Raw genomic sequence first — 23,091 nt, 5'->3', positions numbered from 1 at the left:
TACGCAATCAGTACTAGCTAGCTAGTACTGATTCAATCAGCATATTCATACTGAAATGGCGTATAATTATCTCAAGAACAGCTAAGCTAATTATCATGACTATTTATTTGCCTGAACTCAGCAACACTAACTTTGATTTCCCTTCTCCTTTCGAGGCGCTGGATGACCCCAACGGTTTGCTCGCTTTTGGTGGCGATCTCAACCCTAAAAGGATTTTGAACGGCTATCATCATGGTGTATTTCCTTGGTTTGGCCCTAATGAGCCCTTACTATGGTGGAGCCCCGCGCCTCGAGCCGTCTTCATTCCTGATCTCTTCAAGCCTTCACGTAGTTTGAAAAAGTACCAAAATAAGGCGCAATACCGGGTGACTGTAAACATGGCAACAGATCGAGTTATCCAATACTGCTCAAGTACTCGTCCCGCTCAAGAAACCTGGCTAAATCAAGATATGTGTGATGCCTACATTGCTTTGGCCGAGCAAGGACACTGCCAATCTGTCGAAGTATGGCAAGACGATACCTTAGTTGGGGGACTGTATGGGCTGTCTGTTGGAACGGTATTTTGTGGTGAGTCCATGTTTTCGCTGCAACCCAACGCTTCAAAAGTCGCGTTATGGTATTTTTGCCAGCACTTTGTCAAACACGGTGGGACACTTATCGATTGTCAGGTCATGAACCCACACCTGGAGTCACTAGGCGCGATAGAATTAACCCGCGAGGTATTTATCGATAGTTTGCATCAACGTAGAGAAGCGTCCATGCTTAAGGATTGTTACACACAACAGGATATTACGGTAACTCTACCCAAGGTGAACAACGAATGAACATGGCCTCACAACAAATTCGGATTGGTTTAACCACAAACCAACCATGCAGCTACATCAAAGAACAAGAAGAGCGTGTGGCCATCGTCTTAGAAAAGTACTGCCATGATGAAGAGCACTTTGAGATGCTGCTTGCTAACGGGTTTCGCCGCAGCGGCGACGTTATTTATAAACCACAATGCGACCATTGCCAGTCATGCCAAGCATTAAGAGTCGCGATTCCCGAATTTGAAGCCAGTCGCAGCCAAAAGCGCCTTCTATCCAAATCTACGCACCTTTCCTGGACCATAAAAACCGAACTCGATGAAGGGTGGTTTGAACTCTACGCTAAGTATATCAACGCACGTCATACCAGTGGCAGTATGTATCCTCCTAAAAAAGAGCAGTTCTTTGATTTTGCTAAATGTGGCTGGATGACTATGCACTTTCTCCATATTTATGAAGGGGAGACGCTCGTTGGTATCGCAATTACAGACATTTTGGAAAATAGCGCCAGTGCGTTTTACACTTTTTTTGACCCAGACGTACCACTATCTCTGGGAACGCTCGCCGTGCTTTTTCAAGTGCAATACTGCCAACTTTACAACAAACAGTGGCTATATTTAGGCTATCAAATCGACCAATGCTCCGCCATGAACTATAAAACACGCTTCCAACGTCATCAAAGGCTAGTAAATCAGCGGTGGCAAGGGTAGAATACGCGACAACTTTACTTATAAAGATTTTAACGGCACAATGCAGACCGTTAAAAGCGCCACATTTCGAAAGAGGATTCAATGGCTAAAGAAGACGTAATTGAGCTACAAGGCACTGTTCTTGATACTCTACCAAACACAATGTTCCGTGTTGAACTAGAAAACGGTCACGTAGTTACAGCCCACATCTCTGGTAAGATGCGTAAAAACTACATCCGTATCCTTACTGGTGACAAAGTAACTGTAGAGATGACTCCATACGACCTATCTAAAGGTCGCATCGTCTTCCGTGCTCGTTAATCTCTACGTTTAACAGAACACAAAAAAACGGAGCTTAGGCTCCGTTTTTTGTGGCTATTCGCTCGCCAATAGTGACATTAATACAAACATTTCATCCACATTATAAGTCACTTACATTATAGCTCCCCCACTAGCTGCTGAATAAGCCCTAATACTGGCTGAGAAGTTAGCTTATAATTTCCTGCTGTTGTCACTACTACCGCTTTTTTGCTCGGTATTATTGCAATATATTGCTCACCATAACCCACTGCCATGACTGCATCAGCAGACGGCACTTGCCAAAAGTGCAATCCATAACCCATTTTGTAGCCACTAAAACGGCTCGTTTTCAACTGTTCTAACCAATGCTTCGCGACTATTTGACGCCCACCGTAAACACCCCCATCGAGCCACATTAAACCAAACTTCCCCATATCCCTAGAAGTAAGTCGTAGCCCCCAATCTGCTCCAGCTTCTCCGCTACCAAAGTGCGCCAACCATTGGTAATTGGTAATAGATAGCGGCTCAAATAGCTTCTCTTTCATGACCTGAGTGAACGGCTTGCCATAGGCTCGCTCAATCACTTTAGATAGCCCTATCGTCGATAGCCCGCTGTATGAGAAACGCGTACCCGGTTCAAATGCTACTTCAGTCTCGACAAACTGCTGGTACACGTCTTTAGCGTGGTAATGCCTTGAAAATACATTTGCGACCCCATCACTGTAAGGTACGCTTAGCTCATCTAACGCATAACCCGTCGACATATTTAGTACGTCTCGAAGGCGTATTTTCTCTTTTTGCTTTCTATCACCCCCTTCGTATTCAGGGAAGAAATCAAATATCTGAGCCTCTAAACTAGAAATTTTCCCTTCATCAATGGCGATAAAAATTAATGTCGCGACAAATGACTTGGTCACTGAATGAATATTATGCAGCTCATCTGGCCCGATGGGTAAACGAGAAGTCTGATAGTTACCGTCAAGACCGCCACCTTGACGATAGAGTTCCAACAAAAGTTGTCCGTTTTGCCAAGCTAGTAAACTATGGATATTTGATGCTTTACCTTGCTCTACGCGCTCAATAATGGGCTGAAAGTGGTCAGCTCCAGACTTAACCAATACTGGTGATTCTTGACAGCCCGTACTAGCAAAACACAATAAAGCAATGAGTACGAACTTAGAGAGGAAATGAAGGTTACCGTAGCATTTGTACATTTTTAGACTCAACAGGTAGATTGATCGCCATTAGGCCACTTTAAATGATCACTAACCGCTATCTATAGACAATAAAAAAGCGTGCGAGAAATCGCACGCTTTATTGTCACCGTTTCATCCTATATCAGGAAGAATCAGTACCTTATGGCTAATGAAGCACTTCTTCCTTAGAGCCAATATACTCGAACGTTAGGTCGTCATCTTTCAAGCCAACCTTAACCGTGCCACCATCAACCAATGAACCAAAGAGCAATTCATTTGCTAGCGGTTTCTTCAGCTTGTCTTGAACAACACGGCCCATTGGACGTGCGCCCATTGTCTTGTCGTAACCTTTCAGCGCAAGCCAATCACGAGCCTCAGCGGAGACTTCTAACGATACGCCACGGGAATCAAGCTGTGCCTGAAGTTCAACAATAAACTTGTCTACTACTTGGTGAATAACCGTATCATCTAAGCTATTGAACCAAATGATTCCATCAAGACGATTTCGGAATTCAGGTGTGAAGACACGCTTGATTGCGCCCATCGCATCTGGTTTGTGATCTTGCTGTATCAAACCAATGGATTTCTTCTCAGTTTCAGAGACACCAGCGTTACTAGTCATGACCAAGATCACATTACGGAAATCGGCTTTACGACCGTTGTTATCCGTCAGCGTACCGTTATCCATAACCTGCAATAGCAAATTAAAGATATCTGGGTGGGCTTTTTCAATCTCATCAAGTAATACCACTGAGTGTGGGTGCTTAATCACCGCATCCGTCAATAGTCCGCCTTGGTCATAGCCGACGTAACCCGGTGGCGCACCAATTAAACGACTCACAGAATGGCGCTCGCCGTATTCTGACATGTCAAATCTAAGTAATTCAATGCCCAGAAGTTTAGACAATTGCACCGTGACTTCTGTTTTACCGACCCCTGTTGGACCAGCAAACAAGAAAGAACCAACCGGTCGTTCATCGTTCCCCAATCCAGCACGCGTCATCTTAATGGCTTCTGACAACACATCGATGGCTTTATCTTGACCAAATACCAGCATCTTCATTTTTTCATCAAGATTTTGCAGTATATCTTTGTCTGACGATGACACGGATTTTTCCGGAATACGCGCCATTTTGGCAACCATAGACTCAATATCAGCAACGCCAACCGTTTTCTTACGGCGGCTCGCAGGGACAAGTCTGCTACGGGCACCAGCCTCATCAATAACATCAATAGCTTTATCTGGTAAGTGACGTTCGTTAATGTATTTCGCCGAAAGCTCTACAGCCGCACGAAGCGCCTTGTTTGTATAACGAACTTCGTGGTGCGCCTCATACTTAGGCTTCAATCCGATAAGGATTTTGGTTGTATCATCTAACGAAGGTTCAACCACATCAATTTTTTGGAAACGACGCGACAAGGCACGTTCTTTATCAAAAATATTGCTGTACTCTTGGTATGTTGTCGACCCAATACAGCGCAATTTACCGCTGCTCAGCAACGGCTTAATCAGGTTAGCCGCGTCAACTTGACCACCCGATGCAGCGCCAGCACCAATGATAGTATGAATTTCATCGATAAATAGAATGGCGTCGTCTTCTTTTTCAAGCTGTTTCAAAATGGCTTTAAAACGCTTTTCAAAGTCACCACGATATTTTGTACCCGCCAGTAATGAACCGATATCGAGCGAATAAATCACACAGTTTTCAATGACATCCGGCACAAGACCTTCAACAATGCGCCATGCGAGGCCTTCTGCAATAGCGGTTTTACCTACTCCGGCCTCACCCACAAGTAATGGGTTGTTCTTACGACGACGACAAAGTACTTGAACGGTACGTTCTAGCTCTTTATCACGACCAATAAGAGGATCGATGTTGCCGTCTTTGGCAACTTGATTCAAATTAGTCGCAAAATTTTCTAGGCGATCTTCGCCATTTGCGTCTTCAACAGGCTCACTTCCACCACCTAGTGAACCGCTTGATGGTTCACTGTCTGAAGCGCCAGAATTTTTAGTAATACCATGAGAAATGAAGTTAACGATATCTAGGCGGCTGATATCATTTTTCTTCAATAGATAGGCGGCATGAGATTCTTGCTCACTAAATATGGCGACTAAAACATTAGCCCCAGTCACTTCACTACGTCCAGAAGACTGTACGTGAAAGACTGCGCGCTGCAATACCCTCTGGAAACTCAACGTTGGTTGGGTTTCACGAGTATCGTCGTTGTCAGGGATGAGTGGCGTTGTTTGGTCAATGAATGCGTCAAGCTCTTCACGCAAGGTATCAAGATTTGCGCTGCAAGCCGTTAAAGCCTCTTTAGCCGAGTCATTTTCTAACAAAGCTAAAAGGAGATGCTCTACGGTCATGAATTCATGTCTTTTATCACGGGCACGAGCAAATGCGCCGTTGAGACTCGATTCTAATTCTTTGTTAAGCATAAGTACCTCCTAAGGAATGACAGTTGCCATTCATTCGAAAATTAGGCTTTTTCCATGGTACACAAAAGTGGATGTTCATTTTCCCTTGAATACATGGTCACTTGAGCAACTTTCGTTTCGGCGACTTCAGATGTATACGTTCCACATACGGCTTTCCCGTCATAATGTACCTGTAACATCACCTGTGTCGCTTTATCTTCGTTGAGTGAAAAAAAGCGTTCCAAGATTTCTACAACAAAGTCCATCGGCGTGTAATCATCATTGTTTAATACAACATGGTACATACCCGGTGGCTTAACCTTAGTTTTTTCTTTCTCCAGTAAGTCTGAGTCTGGAGTCACCCATTCAAAATTTTTACTCATGGCCAGAATGTTTGAGAGTTTTCGTTAATATTCAAAAGACTGTATAAACCCAAAATTACCCAATGTCGCTAAGGCGTTTTATGCTTACACTCGAAAAGCATCTCTATATTAGAGACTAATGCACCAATTGTATCGCTGCAAACAAAACAATGCTATTAGTGTGTGTCACATATGAGCCAAGTAGCAAAAACATTTCCTCCTCTACTAAGAATACAGCATCAGAATCCAAACAGAAGCGCCAGTTTGCGAGATTGTTAAAACCAAAGCGCATATGTTTAGAATATGTGGTTATTTATGCGACATTCTTATTGACTAAGTTTAATGATTGACTAAAGTGGTTAATTAGTGACTAAAATTTAACAAGTTTATCTCGCCTCGACTTCGCTCATAGGAAAAGGCTTACATTGTTTTATAACCGCCTAGAGCAAGATTTGTGGATGAGAAAGAATTGAGGTCACATACAAAGAAGCGTCGACGGTGAAGTGGTGAACCGTGTCTTCGAACGACTTCAGTAAAATGCATGAGGGATGTATAGCATGGCTACAGGTACAGTAAAATGGTTTAACAATGCCAAGGGATTTGGATTTATTTGTCCAGAAGGCGGCGACAACGATATATTTGCACACTATTCAACGATTCACATGGACGGGTACCGAACCCTTAAAGCAGGACAACAAGTCACCTACGAAGTAGAAGAAGGCCCTAAGGGCTATCACGCCAGCTCCGTTACTCCAGTGGACGGTGACATAGCAAAGTAGCGCACCGCACGCGCCAACAATATTTATCGAAGACACATACTCACCACTCCCCTTATATACGATGCTTAGTTGCTGTTGTTCTTCCATGAGGATGGAGCAGTGCAAGGCGTAAAACAGCTCACTAAAAAAGCCCTCTTACGAGGGCTTTTTTAGTGAGCTAGTGCTAATAAGTAATAATCACACGCCTATCACTGCTAATTGAAAAACATCACACCTGCTACTTATGTCGTTCTTTCAACTTATTAATAACATCATTCATCGATAAGCCTTGGTCTTGAAGCAAAACCATAAGGTGATAGATCAGATCAGCAGACTCACAGACTAACTCCGCTTTGTCACCCGACGTTGCCGCAAGCGCGACCTCAACGCCTTCTTCGCCAACTTTCTGCGAAATGCGTTTGGTGCCACTAGCATACAAGCTTGCGGTATAAGATGAGTCTGGATCGGCATGTTTTCGAGCAGCGAGCAATTGCTCAAGCTGATGAAGCCACACCATTTGTGACTCTTCTTGCTGATCAGCATCGAAACAGGTTGTGGTTCCCGTGTGACAGGTGGGGCCAACAGGGTCAACTTTCACCAATAGGGTGTCATTGTCACAGTCTAATGCTATCGATTTAAGCTGCAATACGTTACCCGATGTTTCACCTTTCGTCCAAAGACGAGACTTAGTGCGCGAGAAAAAAGTCACCTGTTGCGTTTGTAGCGTTTTGTCTAGTGCCTCTGGGTTCATGTAACCCATCATCAATACCTGACTCGATTGGAAGTCCTGTACAATCGCAGGCAGCATTCCATCGATTTTTTCCCAGTCAATACGCTCGTTTAGCGTGGCTGTTGTTTCGCTCATAATCGGATCTCCACACCTTGGCCAGCTAAATACTGTTTTAGCTCACCAATATTAATTATTTGTTTGTGGAAAACGGAAGCGGCAAGCGCACCATCCACGTTAGTTTGCTTGTAAACTTCAGCAAAGTGCTCCATTGCACCCGCACCGCCCGAAGCGATTAATGGCACCTTACATACTTCACGGACCATATTGAGTTGCGTGATATCATAGCCGCTACGAACCCCGTCTTGGTTCATCATATTGAGAACAATTTCACCGGCACCACGTTTCTGAACTTCTTGCACCCAATCACGTGTTTCCCACTGAGTTGCTTTAGTGCGAGACTCGTCACCCGTAAACTGGTAGACCTGATATTTCCCGGTCTCTTTATCAAAATACGAGTCAATACCGACAACAATACACTGCACACCGAACTTATCGGCGAGTTCAGTAATCAGCTCTGGGTTTGCTAGCGCAGGAGAGTTGATTGACACTTTATCCGCCCCAAACTCCAAAATACGCGCCGCATCTTCTGCTGATTTAATACCGCCCGCGACGCAAAACGGAATATCGATCACTTCAGCGACCCGAGCTACCCAGCTTTTATCAACAACGCGACCATCACTTGACGCGGTAATATCATAAAAGACCAACTCATCAGCGCCCTCTTCAGCGTACCGCGCTGCCAGAGGAACAATATCGCCTATGACTTCATGGTTACGGAACTGAACGCCCTTTACCACCTGACCATCTCGGACATCCAAACAAGGAATTATTCTTTTTGCTAGCACCACTTACTCCCTACGGCATAAAACGGAGTTGTTATTCCCTTTCTAACCTTCAAAACTTCACCTTCATGTGATTTAACACCGTCGCTTCACACCGACTAGAGCTCGCTCTAATGCGGGTGTATCCTTCCACCACAGCTGTGTCACTCAATCCTACATCGAAACACTATATAACAACCTTTTTTACATTTCATTCAAAATGATGGGATCTTTAAATCACCCGTCGGTGACTTAAAGAAAGTTGGGAATCTGTCCATGCTGATAACGTCAGTAAAAAATCATTCTGCGCAAAACGCGAAAGCCTCTCCAAAGAGAGGCTTTCCTTTATCTTATAGATAGGACTTTATTAATGCTATTTATGAGCTCGTGTCATACTAAAAGTTTTTGATTGCAGGATGTTATTTTCTAGATCTCGCATTTCGACAAGGCTCTTAACAACCCCTATTTCATCAGTTTTAAGATCGGGACTTGAATGGCTGAACTGACTCATAAACTCAACTATAGAAACATCATTCTTTCCTTCCGTAAACAGGTATGATTGATGAAATTGTGACGCATTCGAAACAACCAGATCTTTTGCAGCTTCTAATGGTATCGAACCATATTCAAGTTCAGGGACTAAAACATTGGGGCGAATTTCTGTATACAATGTATGTCGCAGTACATAAGGAGTTGTCCCTACTACTGTTCCCTGCTCATAACTTACCCTTTGAATACCATTTTGGTTTGACACCCCAATACTACCAACTACATCAATAATCCCTGAAGATGCTTGAGGGCTTGAATCATTGGTGTTGGATGCATCAAAAAGAGAAATATCATCTACTTTTAAAGTCCAGTCTGAATCACTAATTCGATTGCTAAATTCACTCTGCCAAGACGGTGTCGTAACGCCCCCTTCCACAGAAAAAACCCATGTTTCTAAATGAGACTCCTGAGGATGATAGTAAACACCATCTCGATCAACCCTAGCCAAGGGATATCGATAGCCTTCATGCACTAACGAAATATCTATATTTTGAAAATTAATCGATGTCGAGTTTGTATATTCAGGAGAATGACTCTGTCCCGCAAAAGACATTACGTTCTGGTTCCACCCAGAGAAACCATATTGAAACAATTGGGTACGATCACTCGTTCGATACTGCGTAATCATTGTTTTTTCAGTTGTCACCTTATCTAACGGTGTTCCATTTAGCTTCGGGTTCGCTAGCGTCACGGTTTCAAGCTGAGAATCAAAGTAATAGTTCGAATCTTTACTTCCTGATGAGTCAGGAGCATTATCATACTCAAGATTGTTGACGATAGTGTGAGCATCATTTCCGCCTGATACACAACTCGTCGTTTGAATATTTCCAGTAGCAGAAACATCTACACTTCGTAAGCTATTCGAGTCAGTTAACAACGTTGTTTTACTAAATGTTGTCGCGTTCAGAATCGTTCCATTAAATTCTTGAACTGTAACATAGCCGTCTGAAGGTACACTCTCTAAGACAAATGTAATCCTGCCATTGGAAGCGTAAATTGGCTCACCAACCTTTTTCCCAGAACTGTCTGAATAGTACGCGATGAGATTATTATCCAAAGCATTTCCGACATAATAATAGTTTAAAACCATATTCTGCCCTCCGACCTCAGAGTTAGCATAAATACGGCAATTTGGATCGGCCAGAGCCGTGTCTAACTTAGCCTTGACAAAATTAAATTGAAAATGATGTTCAACCGGCGGTGGCTCAGGTGGTGTAGGTGGTGAGCTATCACCTCCGCCTCCACCGCCACACCCAACCATTGCTGTAGAAATCGCGGCAACTAGCGGCAATATTACTCTTTTTTTCATCATTCTTTCCTAGCTGATTTTTTGTGCGGCAAAGCGCTGCCATGCCGATCTATTACCGGGTACCAAGCAAAGAATGTGCCAAATGACGACGTTTTATTTAGTTTATCTTAACTTCTACTTAGTAAACCTGACTCATATTGTTAAGTTATGAAAGTGAGTTACGGTGAATGTTAACCAAGTGCGCAGATTCAAACATCGATTGTAATTTTCTTTCACATTATTTCTTAAAGTGATCAAGATCAATCAAGCTGTTAGCGTTGCTTGCTAGACTCAGCTCCATTGATATAGCACGAATAATTCGCCTATTACCAATGGATATCGTCTATTCTTAAGCACGCGAGTCGCGTGCAAGTATCCATTTTCATATTCAGCGAATGTATTCTTCTATCAAGCCAAACGACTAAAACACCAAACGACTAACTTTTTTATAATGAGGAATCTATGTCAGACGCCGTCAATAAAGCGCATTCTGATTCAGATATTGAGACCAAAAGCTATCAAGAGCTTCATCGTCCTGCTTCTGAGTTTGCCAGCCGCTCTGAATACCTAGACCACGAACTTCAAATCATGAAACCACGCCGCTATGGATTAAACCTTCCAGGCCGTGATTTCCGCTTTGAGCTCGAAGATTTAGTACCTGCCTTGGCAGGTACTATTGGTATTATCGCAATGTATTCTGCGGTAATGATGTCTTGGGCTGATGGTTTAACCGCAGCATGGGACCACGTGAACCTTGGTAAAGAATTTGCCATCGAAGTCGCTCGTGTAGAGATGCTTATCCCTGCCTTGCTATTCTGTATTCTTGCTTCAGGCTTTTTTAACCCAAGAGCTAACCTCGCCGGTAACCATGGCCCAATGATCCCATTGATTGGTTCAATTGCACTTGCAGGCGCTCACCCACTTGCATTAGCAATTCTTCTTGGTGTGTTTGGTTTACTCTTAAGTTATTTTAAGGGCGGTTCGAAACTGGTTAACCTTACTTCTCAAGGTACCGCAGGTGGCTTGCTAATTTTCCTTGGCTTTACTGGAACCATGAGTCAAATCGGTTCTATCCAAGAGTGGGCGGTTGGCCTTCAATCTGCTACGGTTGATGCGGGTAGCATGGGTTACGTCGGTCTTATTGTGTTGGGTATCAACATTGCGGTCTACGCGTACCTTGCTAAAATCAACATGCGTTGGTTAGCGATTCCTGTTTGTGCTGTTACCGGACTTCTAATCGCGCTTGGTCTAGGTGCTGGTTTCGACCTGACGTTTGAAACTGAAATGGGTCTTCCGAATCTAAACCCTGTTTACTGGTGGGGCAGCGAAACTGAAGGTTGGATGCTTGGTCTTCCAAATCTGCAGCACTTCATTGCATCTCTTCCATTTGCAATCCTAGCCGTTGCGATGTGGTCTCCTGACTTCCTAGGTCACCGTATCTTCCAAGAGCTAAACTACCCACGTAAGACTGAAAAAGTACTTATGGACGTGGATGACACAATGACTATGTGTTCTGTTCGTCAAATGGTTGGTACAGCAGTAGGTGGTGGTAACATCACATCGTCTTGGGGTACTTATATGATCCCAGCAGCTATCGCTAAGCGTCCTATCCCAGCGGGTGCGATTCTACTTGGTTCTTTATGTATCATCGTGGCAATCCTTGGCTTCCCAATGGACGTTGCGGTATGGCCTCCTGTTATGCGTGTTGCGTTGTTGGTAGGTGTATTCCTTCCGCTACTTGAAGCAGGCATGCAGATGGTAAGAGAAACCAAAGATTCACAAGCTGCAGGTATCTGTATCTTTGCGGCAGTTGTTGCTAACCCTGTTCTAGCTTGGGCACTAACCATGTTCCTAGATAATAATGGACTCATTGGTGACAAAGAGCGTGCATCTCGTCTATCTTTTGTAGACAAAATCGTGATCCCTGTTGGCGTATTCGTCGTATGTTTGGTAGCAATGCTTGCTGTCGGTATGCTAGAAGGTCAGTACGGAATCCCTGCATTCTTGTAAAAACATAGTGATTTATTTGGGTAGTGAGCGTCACTACCCAAATTTTTATCAAACTTTTTTAAGTTTTATTGATTTAGTTTAAGTTTTACAATAAATTTTTAGTGTAGTCTTGATTTCAACGTGATGAATAACAATATCTATGATTAATCCGGTACTATGATTGACCATAAATATTTTTATTAATGTGTGTACTGGCTCTCCATTCGGAGAGCACTCGATATCCGAGAACAGTACGTGTTTTTTCTACTAACAAGGTAGGTATGTCATGGCAGAGCAATTTGCTAAAGCTTGGGAAGGTTTTGCGGCAGGTGAGTGGCAAAACGAAGTAAACGTTCGTGATTTCATCCAGAAGAACTATGCACCTTATGAAGGTGACGAAGAATTCCTAGTTTCTGAAGGTACTGAAGCAACTAACAAGCTTTGGGCTAAAGTAATGGAAGGTATCAAGCAGGAGAACGCAACTAAAGCGCCTGTAGATTTCGATACTTCTGTTATTTCTACCATCACTGCACACGATGCAGGCTACATTGAGCAAGATCTAGAAACTATCGTTGGTCTTCAAACTGAAGCGCCACTTAAGCGTGCGATCATCCCTAACGGTGGTGTACGTATGGTTGAAGGTTCTTGTAAAGCATACGGTCGCACTCTTGACCCTATGGTTTCAAAAATCTACTCTGAATACCGTAAAACACACAATGCTGGCGTTTTCGATATCTACACGCCTGATATCCTAAAATGTCGTAAATCTGGTGTTCTGACTGGTCTTCCTGATGCATACGGTCGTGGTCGTATCATTGGTGACTACCGTCGTGTGGCACTTTACGGTATCGACTTCCTAATGAAGGACAAGCTAGCTCAGTTCGCTTCTCTTCAAGAGCGTTTTGAAAACGGCGAAGATCTAGCAGCAACAATGCAACTTCGTGAAGAAATTGCAGAGCAACACCGTGCCCTTGGCCAAATCAAAGTGATGGCAGCTAAATACGGCTTCGACATCTCTGAGCCAGCTCAAACTGCTCAAGAAGCGATTCAGTGGACTTACTTCGGTTACCTAGCTGCAGTTAAATCACAAAATGGCGCGGCAATGTCTCTAGGTCGTACTTCATCTTTCCTAGATATCTTCATCGAGCGTGATATTGCTGCTGGCAAAATCACTGAAGTTGAAGCTCAAGAAATGATTGACCACTTCGTAATGAAGCTACGTATGGTTCGTTTCCTACGTACTCCTGAATACGATGAGTTGTTCTCTGGTGACCCAATCTGGGCAACAGAATCAATGGGTGGTATGGGTATCGACGGTCGTACACTAGTTACACGTACTAACTTCCGTTTCCTAAACAGCCTATACACTATGGGTCCTTCTCCAGAGCCAAACATCACGGTTCTTTGGTCTGAGCAACTGCCTGTAGGCTTCAAGAAGTTCTGTGCGAAAGTATCTATCGATACGTCTTCTATCCAGTACGAAAATGATGACCTAATGCGTCCTGACCTAGGTTCTGACGACTACGCAATCGCTTGTTGTGTATCGCCAATGATCGTTGGTAAGCAAATGCAGTTCTTTGGCGCTCGTGCTAACCTTGCAAAAACTATGCTTTACGCAATCAACGGTGGTGTTGATGAGAAGCTTAAGATGCAAGTTGGCCCAGTTGGCGACAAGATCACTGACGAAGTACTTAACTACGATGACGTAATGGGTCGCCTAGACACATTCATGGACTGGCTAGCTAAGCAATACGTGACTGCTCTAAACAGCATCCACTACATGCACGACAAGTACAGCTACGAAGCGTCTCTAATGGCTCTACATGACCGTGACGTTCGTCGTACTATGGCGTGTGGTATTGCAGGTCTTTCTGTTGCTGCTGACTCACTGTCTGCAATCAAATACGCAACAGTTAAACCAGTTCGTGACGAAGACGGCATCGCAACAGATTTCGAAATCGAAGGCGATTACCCTAAATTCGGTAACAACGACGCACGCGTTGATGATATCGCATGTGAACTTGTTTCTACGTTTATGGGCAAAATCCGTAAGCTTAAGATGTACCGTGACGCTATCCCTACACAGTCTATCCTTACTATCACGTCAAACGTGGTTTACGGTAAGAAGACAGGTAACACTCCAGATGGTCGTCGTGCTGGTGCTCCTTTCGCTCCTGGTGCTAACCCAATGCACGGTCGTGACGAAAAAGGTGCTGTAGCTTCACTTACTTCTGTAGGTAAACTACCGTTTGCAGACGCACAAGATGGTATCTCTTACACTTTCTCTATCGTTCCTAACGCGCTAGGGAAAGAAGAAGACAGCCAACGTGCTAACCTTGCAGGCCTAATGGATGGTTACTTCCACCACGAAGCTGGCATTGAAGGTGGTCAACACCTTAACGTGAACGTTCTTAACCGCGGTACTCTAGAAGACGCTGTTAAGCACCCTGAGAAATACCCTCAGCTAACCATCCGTGTATCTGGTTACGCCGTTCGCTTTAACTCTCTAACAGCAGAGCAACAAGCAGACGTAATCGCACGTACGTTCACTGAATCTCTATAACTGAGTCTCTGTCTGTATAGCTAAATTCGTACAGACAAGCGTTATACTGATTGAGATAAAAACCTCGCTTCGGCGAGGTTTTTTTATGCCTGCCGTCTCATCATCATCGATATGACCGGTAAATCTCATTGAGTAAGGATTGTTTACAATTTCCTCTATGTCATTGATAACGTTTTCACTACATGATCACTAATCGCCCTTCACAAACGTGTCACTATCGTCTTAACTTATTACACCTCTACACGCCGTATTTGAAGAGAGTGACTCATAATGAAATACCCCACCGCTTCACCTTTCATGTTGCTTAGTGCTAGCGCACTACTGTTACTAAGTTCTAGCGCACTTTCTTCAGAGCGCTCTACCCTCTCGTTTTCAATCGACAATGATGGTGTGTTTGGCACCGACGAAGATTATACCAATGGCATTTTCCTCTCTTATACCAGTGGCGCCATTACGCCATATACATTATTTCGCCCACTGAGTCTTAGCTATTGGGGTGCATCATCACTAGATAAAGTTGAATTTCAGCTCGGGCATAAAATGTGGACGCCTTCAAATATCGCATCCACTAAACCCCTTGCAAATGATCGACCTTACGCAGGTTATTTCCATGCAGAATTTAACTACATTAGCTTACATCCTGAACAAGCTCAGCGTTTCAATCTAACGTTAGGGGCAACGGGCGAAAGCTCATTTGCCGATAAAGCACAACAGTTGGTGCACTCTCTCGTCGGTTCTAGCGAACCGCAGGGCTGGGAGTATCAAATAGAAGACCAGTTTGCCGGCAGCATAGGTTACATTACTCATATAAACTGGCAGCGACAAACCGCTATAGCCAATACTTCCTGGGAAATAGCGAACGTCAGTGAAGCCAATATTGGTAATTTTCGAAGTGATGTATCAACGGGTGCGATGCTTCGCTGGGGAACGGACTTAAGCGGTAATTTCGGTTCAGCACATATCAGTAGCGAAAACCCTTTTAAGGCAGGGATGATAGGTGCGTCTAGGCGAGGCTGGTTTACCTACTTTGGTCTTAAGGCTAGATACCGCTTTAATGACGTGACCATTCAAGGGAACCGTCCCGGTATTCCAGAACCGAAGGAGGCTTATGACGTTACACTTCAACCTTGGCAAGCGGAAGCGGTATTAGGAGTAACGTGGTATAACCAGCATGTAGGCGTCAGTACCTTTATTGCCTCTAAATCTGCTGAATACAAAGAAGCACAGAAATCAATTTATGGTAACGGTGGCCTGTCGTTATTTGCGTTCTTCTAATCAAGCTTACGTTCTTCTAAACAAGAAAGATGAGTGCGTTGACACAATATTCGCACTCAACCTTCTGTTAAGGCGAGACTACACAAACCTTTTACGCATAGTTACTGCTAGATATTTCTTTTCCTTCATACGGTTACTCACCCTGCTAAGCCGTTTTAAAGCGCTCACAATCTTGATATAGCTCGGTAGAGCGCCTGTCTACCAAATCACTAGTTTGCTTAAGGTGTTGATTACTCGTTTCTAGTTCGCTCATCGATTCACTTATCTGCGACATATTACTCGCCATTGATTGTGACGTCGTCGCTAACTCTTTAACTGACGAGAAGATGACTTCCGTCTGAGCACTCGCTTCTCGTGCTTTATTCATAATGTCTTCAAGCGCAGCTTTTGCTTGATTACCCTGTTCTCGCCCCACCTGCATTGAAGTGTCTGATTGCGCAATAAACTGAATGACCTCCGAGCTTTCACGTTTCATAGTGTCAATGGTACCTGAAATGTCTTCGATTGCTTGAACGGTCCGAACCGCTAGGCTTCTTACTTCATCAGCCACAACAGCAAAACCACGCCCTTGCTCACCCGCTCTTGCCGCTTCAATTGCCGCATTAAGCGCCAATAAATTCGTTTGCTCGGCGATCCCGTTGATAATATCCATCACTGAATCTATTTTTTGCGACGCTTGCTCTAATTGACCAATATGTGCCGCTGCTTCATCCAATATGCTTGCCACCTGCTCAAAAGAAGCAATGGTCTCCACAATCACTTCTCCACCAGCTTGCGCTGACTCTGCCGATGATTTACTAATCGAGGCGACATACTCTAAAGAGCCCGAGATCTCTTGAGTCGTGACACTCACCTCTTCAGTTGCCGATGCAAGTTGCTGAGTTTGCGCCATCACTTGAGACTGATGTTGCCCAAGCTCAGTGATGCTGCTATCGAGTAATTCTGAGCTGGCAGATAATGACTGGCTATTTTCTTTCACGCCATCCACCAATGTACCTAGGTTGTCGCAGCTAATGTTGATTGCTTGTTTGAGTTGATTAAATTCATCGCGATGATTACGAGTGATCGTCAACCGAGTGGTCAAATCTCCCTGCTCAATTTGTTTAAGTGCCGATAATGTTTGCTTAAGTGAACGAGATAAAGAGATATTTAAGGTGAGAAAGATGGCGGTCGCGAATAATGCCAGTAGCGCACAAGCAATACCGACAGACACGCGCGTCATACCCGATACTTTATCAGCTTCATTGGCAAGACTGGTTGCTTGCTGCCCAAGCAGTTCAGCTGCATCTGAAAAAGCCGCTAGTGTTGCGACTTGAGCGATCTCTAACTGCCCTTCCAATTGATTCAAACCTGCGGATAATTCAACGATGCGCGTAAAGCCAAGCTCCAGTGCTTGAACTTCCTTTTCATACAACTCCAACATAGCGTAAGCATTCGACGCATTAATAAAACCAGCAAGTGCTCGCTTGAAACCTTTTTCATTATCCGCACTGGGTTGAATGAGAAATTCTTGCATGCTGGTAACCACTTTTTGAAAGTCTGCCGTTAGCGTTACCATGCCTGTTTCCTTAATCGCGACATCAATCTTAGTGTTGTACTGGTGCATCTGACCAAGTAAGCCGTCATCCATAGAAAAACCAAATTCTGACTTTAGTGTTATCCACGGAGCAAGATCTTGAATAAAACGCGTCAGCGCGTCCGTTATTACCTGGTTTTGATCTTCAAAGCCGTGGCGCTGTAAAAAGTCGCGATCCACATCAGCGCTTTGTTCAAGCATCATTAGACTCGTTTCAAATGCTCCTTTATCCGCTGCAGTCAAAGTGGTACGCCTATTCACCGTATCAAGCAGCAGTATTTGTGTCGATGCCAAGTGTGCACTTGCCCGCTCCATGCCAGAGCGACTTTCGTATTTACTATTTAAGCTAGTGAGCGCATAAAAGATATAGCTCACTAATATAATGAACCCTGCCCAAAGGGTGAACATTGCCAGCGATGTTTTTTGTTTTTGCGATAGAGCAACTTCCATATTATTCCCCGTACAGCAATCGTTTTTATAGAGATGGTGACCCATATAACACTCAGTAAATCCAGCATATTCTAGTTATTGTTGGAAAATGGCGACCACAACTGACAATTTAATTAACAACGCTATAACATATTCATTCAATGAGCAACAAGCAGATTCAATCATCAAGCAAGAGTATGAATGTCGTCGCCAGTTTTGCTGTTGTGAGAGTGGGTTTTGTAATAAAATAACGGGTAAAAATAGTTATTAGAGAGAGCATATGTCAACTACTGGTCGCATTCACTCATACGAATCCTGTGGCACGGTCGATGGTCCGGGAATCCGTTTCATTGTCTTTTTACAAGGCTGCCTTATGCGCTGCATGTATTGCCACAATCGTGATACATGGGATACACATGGTGGTAAAGAAGTATCAGTAGAGGAATTGATTGCTGAAGCTAAGTCATACCGTCACTTTATGAATGCTTCAGGCGGTGGCATCACATGCTCGGGTGGCGAAGCAATGCTACAACCAGAGTTTGTGCGCGACTTTTTTAAAGCAGCACAAGCGGAAGGCATTCATACATGCTTGGACACTAACGGCTACATTCGTAAGCACACTGATGTGGTTGATGAGGTCCTAGATGCCACCGACCTAGTCATGCTCGACATCAAACATATGAAGGATGAGATACACCAAGATTTCATCGGTGTTTCCAATCGTCGCACATTGGATTTTGCTCGTTACTTACACAAGATCAATCAAAAAACCTGGATTCGTTACGTTATCGTCCCTGGCTACACCGACGATCCAGAAGCGGCCCATCTTTTAGGTGAATTCATTAAAGACATGGATAACATCGAAAAGGTTGAACTATTGCCTTACCACAAATTAGGTGCTCATAAGTGGGAAGCACTTGGCTACGACTACCCTCTTGAGGGAACCCAGCCCCCTTCAAAAGAGGTCATGGATAATATTCAGAATATTCTTTTGCAATATACCGACGTGGTTAAGTATTAAGTACTTATTCACCCCCAATAAAAACGCGCATAAAGCGCGTTTTTTTATCTCAATTTCGTGCTCAGATCATGTTCCTATTTGGGGGTAAACTGGTAATCTAACTATCATTCAAATGTGGCTATTCGGCTGACAAACATCGTCGTCACCCACCTATAATAAAGACAAATTCTAGTGAGGCTCCAAAGATGGAAATGACTAATGCTCAACGTCTAATTTTATCAAACCAATATTACTTAATGGCGAAACTGAGCCCTGAGAGTGAAAACAAGTACAAAAGACTGCAAACTATTGTCGAGCGTGGCTATGCGCTGCAAATGCGTGAAATGGACAAAGAATTCGGTTGCCTAATAGAAGATGAATGTCGTGAAATCATCGACATCATGGAAATGTATCATGCGATGCAAGAATCAAACAAAATGCTGGAAGAGAACGAGCGTAAAGATGTTGACCAACGTCGTCTACAGTTTTTAGGTTTTGACATTGCTAGCGAAGCACAGCTTGTTAATTATGTTCGTTTTTTAGTTGATTCAGAGGGGCTCTACCCACAATTTGATAAGGCGGACCACCACTTTAATAGCCAGATGCCGATGCTCGAAAAGTACCGTCGCATGCTCGCGACCTGGAAAAACTGCCCTCGTCAATACCACTTATCTAGCGCTGAATTTAAGCAAATTTTCAACGCTTAATCCGGTCAATTGATCGAAAAATAGCACTTATCAACGCCCAGTAGCCTTCTATCTGGGCGTTTCTCCGACTCCTTTTAGTGCCCAATTCCCATAATCAAGACCCGCGTTCAAAATTTGAGACTATAACCATTCTTTCTCTGTTGTCTTTGCCAATTTACAAATAAACACATAATTGCAAAGCAAAAATCTGAAAACCCTACTAATCTTTAAATTGACATGGAGTCGCATTAATTATGTGTTAACGGTCAGTTTTGCAGGTTTAAGGGGAATCAGCTATGAGTATTTTCGACCATTATCAATCGCGGTACGAAGCCGCCAAAGATGAAGAGCTATCAATTCAGGAATTCTTAGGTCTATGTAAAGACGACAAAAGTGCTTATGCCAACGCAGCTGAACGTCTATTGCTTGCTATTGGAGAGCCTGAAATCATCGATACTGCTCAAGACCCACATTTAAGTCGCCTATTCTCAAATAGGATCATATCGAGGTACAAAACTTTCGAAGACTTCTATGGTATGGAAGATGCCATAGAGCAAATCGTGTCTTACCTAAAACATGCTGCTCAAGGCTTAGAAGAACGAAAACAAATCCTATATCTTCTTGGTCCCGTGGGTGGTGGTAAGTCTTCACTAGCAGAAAAACTCAAAGCATTAATGCAAAAAATGCCTATTTATGTTTTGTCTGCAAATGGTGAACGCAGCCCCGTCAATGATCATCCATTCTGCCTGTTTGATGTCAATGAAGACGGTGACTTACTCAAGAGCGAATACGGCATTGAAAAGCGCTATGTCCGCTCGATCATGTCCCCGTGGGCCGCTAAACGACTGCACGACTTCGGTGGCGATATAACCAAATTCAAAGTCGTCAAAGTCCGCCCTTCAATTCTCGATCAGGTCGCTATCGCTAAAACCGAACCAGGTGACGAGAATAACCAAGATATTTCATCACTTGTAGGTAAGGTTGATATTCGACAACTTGAGCACTTTTCACAGGACGATCCTGATGCCTACAGCTATTCAGGCGCTTTGTGTCGAGCAAACCAAGGTCTGATGGAATTCGTAGAGATGTTCAAAGCACCAATCAAGGTGCTTCACCCCTTGCTAACTGCTACTCAAGAAGGTAACTATAATGGTACGGAGGGGCTTTCAGCATTGCCTTTCGATGGCATGATTCTCGCCCACTCAAACGAATCAGAGTGGCAAACCTTTAGAAATAATAAAAATAACGAAGCCTTTTTAGATAGGGTTTATATCGTTAAGGTTCCGTACTGCTTAAGGGTTTCAGAAGAAGTTAAAATCTATCAAAAACTTTTGGAACACAGTGAGTTAACAAAAGCACCATGCTCACCAAGTACACTCGAATTACTGGGTCAATTCAGTGTACTCTCGCGACTAAAAGATCCTGAGAACTCTTCACTATTCTCTAAAATGCGCGTGTATGATGGCGAAACATTAAAAGACACCGATCCAAAAGCCAAAAGCTACCAAGAATATCGTGACTATGCGGGTGTAGATGAAGGTATGTCCGGACTGTCGACGCGATTTGCGTTTAAGATACTGTCGCGAGTATTTAACTTCGACCAGACTGAAGTCGCAGCAAACCCCGTTCATCTGTTCTACGTGATTGAGCAGCAAATTGAACGAGAGCAGTTCCCGCAAGAAGTGGGAGAAAAATATCTCGAGTTCTTGAAAGGTTACTTAGTACCTCGTTACGTAGAGTTTATCGGCAAAGAAATTCAAACCGCCTACTTAGAGTCCTACTCTGAATATGGTCAAAATATCTTCGACCGCTATGTGACGTATGCTGACTTCTGGATTCAAGATCAAGAATATCGCGATCCAGAAACTGGCCAGCTATTTGACCGCTCTTCTCTCAATGAAGAGCTGGAAAAAATTGAGAAAACTGCGGGGATCAGTAACCCTAAAGACTTCCGAAACGAAATCGTTAATTTTGTACTACGTGCAAGAGCAAATAACAATGGCTCGAATCCGGTATGGACGAGTTACGAAAAATTACGCACTGTGATCGAGAAGAAAATGTTCTCCAATACTGAAGAACTCCTTCCCGTCATCTCTTTCAACGCCAAAACCTCATCAGATGACCAACGAAAACACGATGACTTCGTTAATCGTATGATGGAAAAAGGCTACACCGAGAAACAAGTAAGGTTACTATCTGAGTGGTACTTGCGCGTTCGTAAGTCCTCTTAAATACACCGAGCTTTATGACGCAGCCCCGAGCTATAGCTCGGGTTCTGCTTGGTGAGAGGAATACAGGGAGTAACAGCTCATGTCGCAATTTATCGATAGACGCCTAAATGGTAAAAATAAAAGCGCGGTGAATCGACAACGATTCCTACGCAGACATAAACAAAAAATCAAAGAGTCCGTCACAGACGCGGTCAACCGCCGTTCTATCACTAACACTGAAACAGGTGAAGATGTCTCGATCCCTAATACTGATATCAATGAGCCTATTTTTCATCAAGGTCAAGGCGGTTTGAAAGAGCGGGTCCACCCTGGTAACGACCAATTTATTACCGGAGACAAAATAGAACGCCCACCGCAAGGCGGACAAGGAGGCGGTGCAGGTCAAGGCGACGCGAGCCAAGATGGTGAGGGTCAAGATGAGTTTATCTTCCAAATATCCAAAGATGAATATCTCGACATTCTCTTCGAGGATTTAGCGCTTCCAAACCTTAAAAAGAACCAAATTAACAAAATCAAAGAGTGGAAAACACACCGCTCGGGCTATCAAACTGCCGGTATGCCTTCTAATATTGCCATCGTGCGGTCATTACAGCAATCACTCGCAAGACGCACTGCAATGACGGCGGGTAAACGTCGCTTAATCGAAGAATTAAACGAGCAGCTAGATAGTATTCAAATGAGCGAACCCGCTCAGCCCATCGAAGAACGTCGTATCAAAGAAGAGATCGCTCAGCTTCGCAAGAAAATTGAAAGTGTTCCTTTTATTGATACCTTCGACTTGCGCTTTAAAAACTACGAGAAACGCCCTGTGCCCTCTAGCCAAGCCGTCATGTTCTGTTTGATGGATGTCTCAGGTTCAATGGATCAAGCCACAAAGGACATTGCTAAGCGCTTCTATGTGCTGCTCTATTTATTCCTGACCCGCACTTATGAAAATGTGGAGGTCGTGTTCATCCGCCACCATACGCAAGCCAAGGAAGTCGACGAGCATGAGTTTTTCTATTCTCAAGAGACTGGTGGCACGATCGTATCAAGTGCACTCAAATTAATGCAACAAATCGTCCAAGAACGTTTTCCTACCGAACAATGGAATATCTATGCGGCTCAAGCCTCTGATGGGGATAATTGGGCTGATGACTCACCGCGTTGTAAAGAGCTGCTGGTCAATAGTTTACTACCCGCATGTCAGTATTACTCTTATATCGAGATCACTCGCCGTACGCATCAAACCTTGTGGCATGAATACGAAAAACTCGAAAATGACTTCGACAACTTCGCAATGAAGAATATTCGCTCTGTTGAAGATATCTTCCCAGTGTTTAGGGAATTGTTTCAAAAAGAGACAACATAGGGAGATG

Annotated in this window: 18 protein-coding genes; 11 read left to right on the top strand and 7 right to left on the bottom strand. The window is 43.8% G+C overall.

Translation table 11 applies throughout. The features are described from left to right. Positions 1-95: 95 nt before the first annotated feature. The 3 genes from aat (at position 96) to infA (ending at position 1,819) form a co-directional block, all read left to right on the top strand. Positions 96-824 (top strand): leucyl/phenylalanyl-tRNA--protein transferase, encoded by a 729-nt coding sequence (aat, locus tag L4D74_RS17685; RefSeq protein WP_428753672.1) that lies wholly within the window; start codon positions 96-98, stop codon positions 822-824. After that, positions 821-1,519, top strand: a complete 699-nt coding sequence (locus L4D74_RS17680; RefSeq protein WP_428753670.1) for an arginyltransferase — start codon at positions 821-823, stop codon at positions 1,517-1,519. The genes aat and L4D74_RS17680 overlap by 4 nt, the downstream gene beginning before the upstream one ends. Before the next feature lie 81 nt (positions 1,520-1,600). Then, positions 1,601-1,819, top strand: coding sequence for a translation initiation factor IF-1 (infA, locus tag L4D74_RS17675; protein ID WP_005600159.1), 219 nt, complete (start codon positions 1,601-1,603; stop codon positions 1,817-1,819). 116 nt (positions 1,820-1,935) lie between these two features. On the opposite strand, the gene L4D74_RS17670 is transcribed toward infA, so the two are convergent. From L4D74_RS17670 to clpS, 3 genes are all read right to left on the bottom strand, one after another. Next, positions 1,936-3,012 (bottom strand): serine hydrolase domain-containing protein, encoded by a 1,077-nt coding sequence (locus L4D74_RS17670; protein WP_428753668.1) that lies wholly within the window; start codon positions 3,010-3,012, stop codon positions 1,936-1,938. A 148-nt stretch (positions 3,013-3,160) separates the two neighbouring features. Further along, on the bottom strand, positions 3,161-5,437 hold the full coding sequence (clpA, locus tag L4D74_RS17665) for an ATP-dependent Clp protease ATP-binding subunit ClpA (RefSeq protein ID WP_428753667.1): 2,277 nt from the start codon (positions 5,435-5,437) through the stop codon (positions 3,161-3,163). A gap of 41 nt (positions 5,438-5,478) precedes the next feature. Beyond that, positions 5,479-5,799 (bottom strand): ATP-dependent Clp protease adapter ClpS, encoded by a 321-nt coding sequence (gene clpS / locus L4D74_RS17660; protein ID WP_265675054.1) that lies wholly within the window; start codon positions 5,797-5,799, stop codon positions 5,479-5,481. Positions 5,800-6,335: 536 nt separating this feature from the next. Here clpS and cspD point away from each other — a divergent pair. Further along, a complete protein-coding gene (cspD, locus tag L4D74_RS17655) occupies positions 6,336-6,557 on the top strand; it encodes a cold shock domain-containing protein CspD (RefSeq protein ID WP_428753666.1) in 222 nt (73 codons plus the stop codon). Between the two features lie 217 nt (positions 6,558-6,774). On the opposite strand, the gene hisIE is transcribed toward cspD, so the two are convergent. From hisIE to L4D74_RS17640, 3 genes are all read right to left on the bottom strand, one after another. Then, a complete protein-coding gene (hisIE, locus tag L4D74_RS17650) occupies positions 6,775-7,401 on the bottom strand; it encodes a bifunctional phosphoribosyl-AMP cyclohydrolase/phosphoribosyl-ATP diphosphatase HisIE (RefSeq protein ID WP_428753664.1) in 627 nt (208 codons plus the stop codon). Further along, complete coding sequence (gene hisF / locus L4D74_RS17645) at positions 7,398-8,171, bottom strand: imidazole glycerol phosphate synthase subunit HisF (RefSeq protein ID WP_428753663.1); 774 nt, start codon at positions 8,169-8,171, stop codon at positions 7,398-7,400. The genes hisIE and hisF overlap by 4 nt, the downstream gene beginning before the upstream one ends. Positions 8,172-8,520: 349 nt before the next feature. Then, positions 8,521-10,008 (bottom strand): flagellar sheath protein A, encoded by a 1,488-nt coding sequence (locus tag L4D74_RS17640; protein WP_428753662.1) that lies wholly within the window; start codon positions 10,006-10,008, stop codon positions 8,521-8,523. Between the two features lie 438 nt (positions 10,009-10,446). Between L4D74_RS17640 and L4D74_RS17635 the strand changes: the two genes are divergently transcribed. From L4D74_RS17635 to L4D74_RS17625, 3 genes are all read left to right on the top strand, one after another. Further along, positions 10,447-11,994, top strand: coding sequence for a DUF3360 family protein (locus L4D74_RS17635; RefSeq protein WP_265675049.1), 1,548 nt, complete (start codon positions 10,447-10,449; stop codon positions 11,992-11,994). 265 nt (positions 11,995-12,259) lie between these two features. Beyond that, complete coding sequence (gene pflB, locus L4D74_RS17630) at positions 12,260-14,536, top strand: formate C-acetyltransferase (protein WP_428753660.1); 2,277 nt, start codon at positions 12,260-12,262, stop codon at positions 14,534-14,536. A 270-nt stretch (positions 14,537-14,806) separates the two neighbouring features. Next, complete coding sequence (locus L4D74_RS17625) at positions 14,807-15,811, top strand: lipid A deacylase LpxR family protein (protein WP_428753659.1); 1,005 nt, start codon at positions 14,807-14,809, stop codon at positions 15,809-15,811. A gap of 145 nt (positions 15,812-15,956) precedes the next feature. Here L4D74_RS17625 and L4D74_RS17620 read toward each other — a convergent pair whose 3' ends face one another. Continuing rightward, positions 15,957-17,837, bottom strand: a complete 1,881-nt coding sequence (locus L4D74_RS17620; protein ID WP_428753657.1) for a methyl-accepting chemotaxis protein — start codon at positions 17,835-17,837, stop codon at positions 15,957-15,959. A gap of 259 nt (positions 17,838-18,096) precedes the next feature. Between L4D74_RS17620 and pflA the strand changes: the two genes are divergently transcribed. The 4 genes from pflA (at position 18,097) to L4D74_RS17600 (ending at position 23,084) form a co-directional block, all read left to right on the top strand. Beyond that, entirely contained in the window at positions 18,097-18,837 is a 741-nt protein-coding gene (gene pflA, locus L4D74_RS17615; RefSeq protein ID WP_428753655.1) for a pyruvate formate lyase 1-activating protein, read from the top strand. Positions 18,838-19,022: 185 nt separating this feature from the next. Further along, positions 19,023-19,523: a YfbU family protein gene (locus L4D74_RS17610; RefSeq protein ID WP_428753653.1), complete on the top strand. Its 501-nt coding sequence runs from the start codon at positions 19,023-19,025 to the stop codon at positions 19,521-19,523. 275 nt (positions 19,524-19,798) lie between these two features. Continuing rightward, positions 19,799-21,733 carry a PrkA family serine protein kinase gene (locus tag L4D74_RS17605; RefSeq protein ID WP_265675044.1) on the top strand — a complete coding sequence of 645 codons (1,935 nt, stop codon included), beginning with the start codon at positions 19,799-19,801 and terminating at the stop codon, positions 21,731-21,733. Between the two features lie 79 nt (positions 21,734-21,812). Beyond that, positions 21,813-23,084 (top strand): YeaH/YhbH family protein, encoded by a 1,272-nt coding sequence (locus L4D74_RS17600; protein WP_428753651.1) that lies wholly within the window; start codon positions 21,813-21,815, stop codon positions 23,082-23,084. Positions 23,085-23,091 lie beyond the last annotated feature (7 nt).

This window comes from Vibrio cionasavignyae (assembly GCF_050337155.1).
Classification (GTDB): domain Bacteria; phylum Pseudomonadota; class Gammaproteobacteria; order Enterobacterales; family Vibrionaceae; genus Vibrio; species Vibrio nomapromontoriensis.
This window is presented reverse-complemented; position numbering and strand designations above follow the sequence as displayed.

What these genes read in the sequence shown, in the direction of transcription:
- aat (WP_428753672.1), top strand. Translation starts at nt 96, where the DNA reads ATGACTATTTATTTGCCTGAACTCAGCAACACTAACTTTGATTTCCCT.
- L4D74_RS17680 (WP_428753670.1), top strand. Translation starts at nt 821, where the DNA reads ATGAACATGGCCTCACAACAAATTCGGATTGGTTTAACCACAAACCAA.
- infA (WP_005600159.1), top strand. Translation starts at nt 1,601, where the DNA reads ATGGCTAAAGAAGACGTAATTGAGCTACAAGGCACTGTTCTTGATACT.
- L4D74_RS17670 (WP_428753668.1), bottom strand. Translation starts at nt 3,012, where the DNA reads ATGTACAAATGCTACGGTAACCTTCATTTCCTCTCTAAGTTCGTACTC.
- clpA (WP_428753667.1), bottom strand. Translation starts at nt 5,437, where the DNA reads ATGCTTAACAAAGAATTAGAATCGAGTCTCAACGGCGCATTTGCTCGT.
- clpS (WP_265675054.1), bottom strand. Translation starts at nt 5,799, where the DNA reads ATGAGTAAAAATTTTGAATGGGTGACTCCAGACTCAGACTTACTGGAG.
- cspD (WP_428753666.1), top strand. Translation starts at nt 6,336, where the DNA reads ATGGCTACAGGTACAGTAAAATGGTTTAACAATGCCAAGGGATTTGGA.
- hisIE (WP_428753664.1), bottom strand. Translation starts at nt 7,401, where the DNA reads ATGAGCGAAACAACAGCCACGCTAAACGAGCGTATTGACTGGGAAAAA.
- L4D74_RS17640 (WP_428753662.1), bottom strand. Translation starts at nt 10,008, where the DNA reads ATGATGAAAAAAAGAGTAATATTGCCGCTAGTTGCCGCGATTTCTACA.
- L4D74_RS17635 (WP_265675049.1), top strand. Translation starts at nt 10,447, where the DNA reads ATGTCAGACGCCGTCAATAAAGCGCATTCTGATTCAGATATTGAGACC.
- pflB (WP_428753660.1), top strand. Translation starts at nt 12,260, where the DNA reads ATGGCAGAGCAATTTGCTAAAGCTTGGGAAGGTTTTGCGGCAGGTGAG.
- L4D74_RS17625 (WP_428753659.1), top strand. Translation starts at nt 14,807, where the DNA reads ATGAAATACCCCACCGCTTCACCTTTCATGTTGCTTAGTGCTAGCGCA.
- L4D74_RS17620 (WP_428753657.1), bottom strand. Translation starts at nt 17,837, where the DNA reads ATGGAAGTTGCTCTATCGCAAAAACAAAAAACATCGCTGGCAATGTTC.
- pflA (WP_428753655.1), top strand. Translation starts at nt 18,097, where the DNA reads ATGTCAACTACTGGTCGCATTCACTCATACGAATCCTGTGGCACGGTC.
- L4D74_RS17610 (WP_428753653.1), top strand. Translation starts at nt 19,023, where the DNA reads ATGGAAATGACTAATGCTCAACGTCTAATTTTATCAAACCAATATTAC.
- L4D74_RS17605 (WP_265675044.1), top strand. Translation starts at nt 19,799, where the DNA reads ATGAGTATTTTCGACCATTATCAATCGCGGTACGAAGCCGCCAAAGAT.
- L4D74_RS17600 (WP_428753651.1), top strand. Translation starts at nt 21,813, where the DNA reads ATGTCGCAATTTATCGATAGACGCCTAAATGGTAAAAATAAAAGCGCG.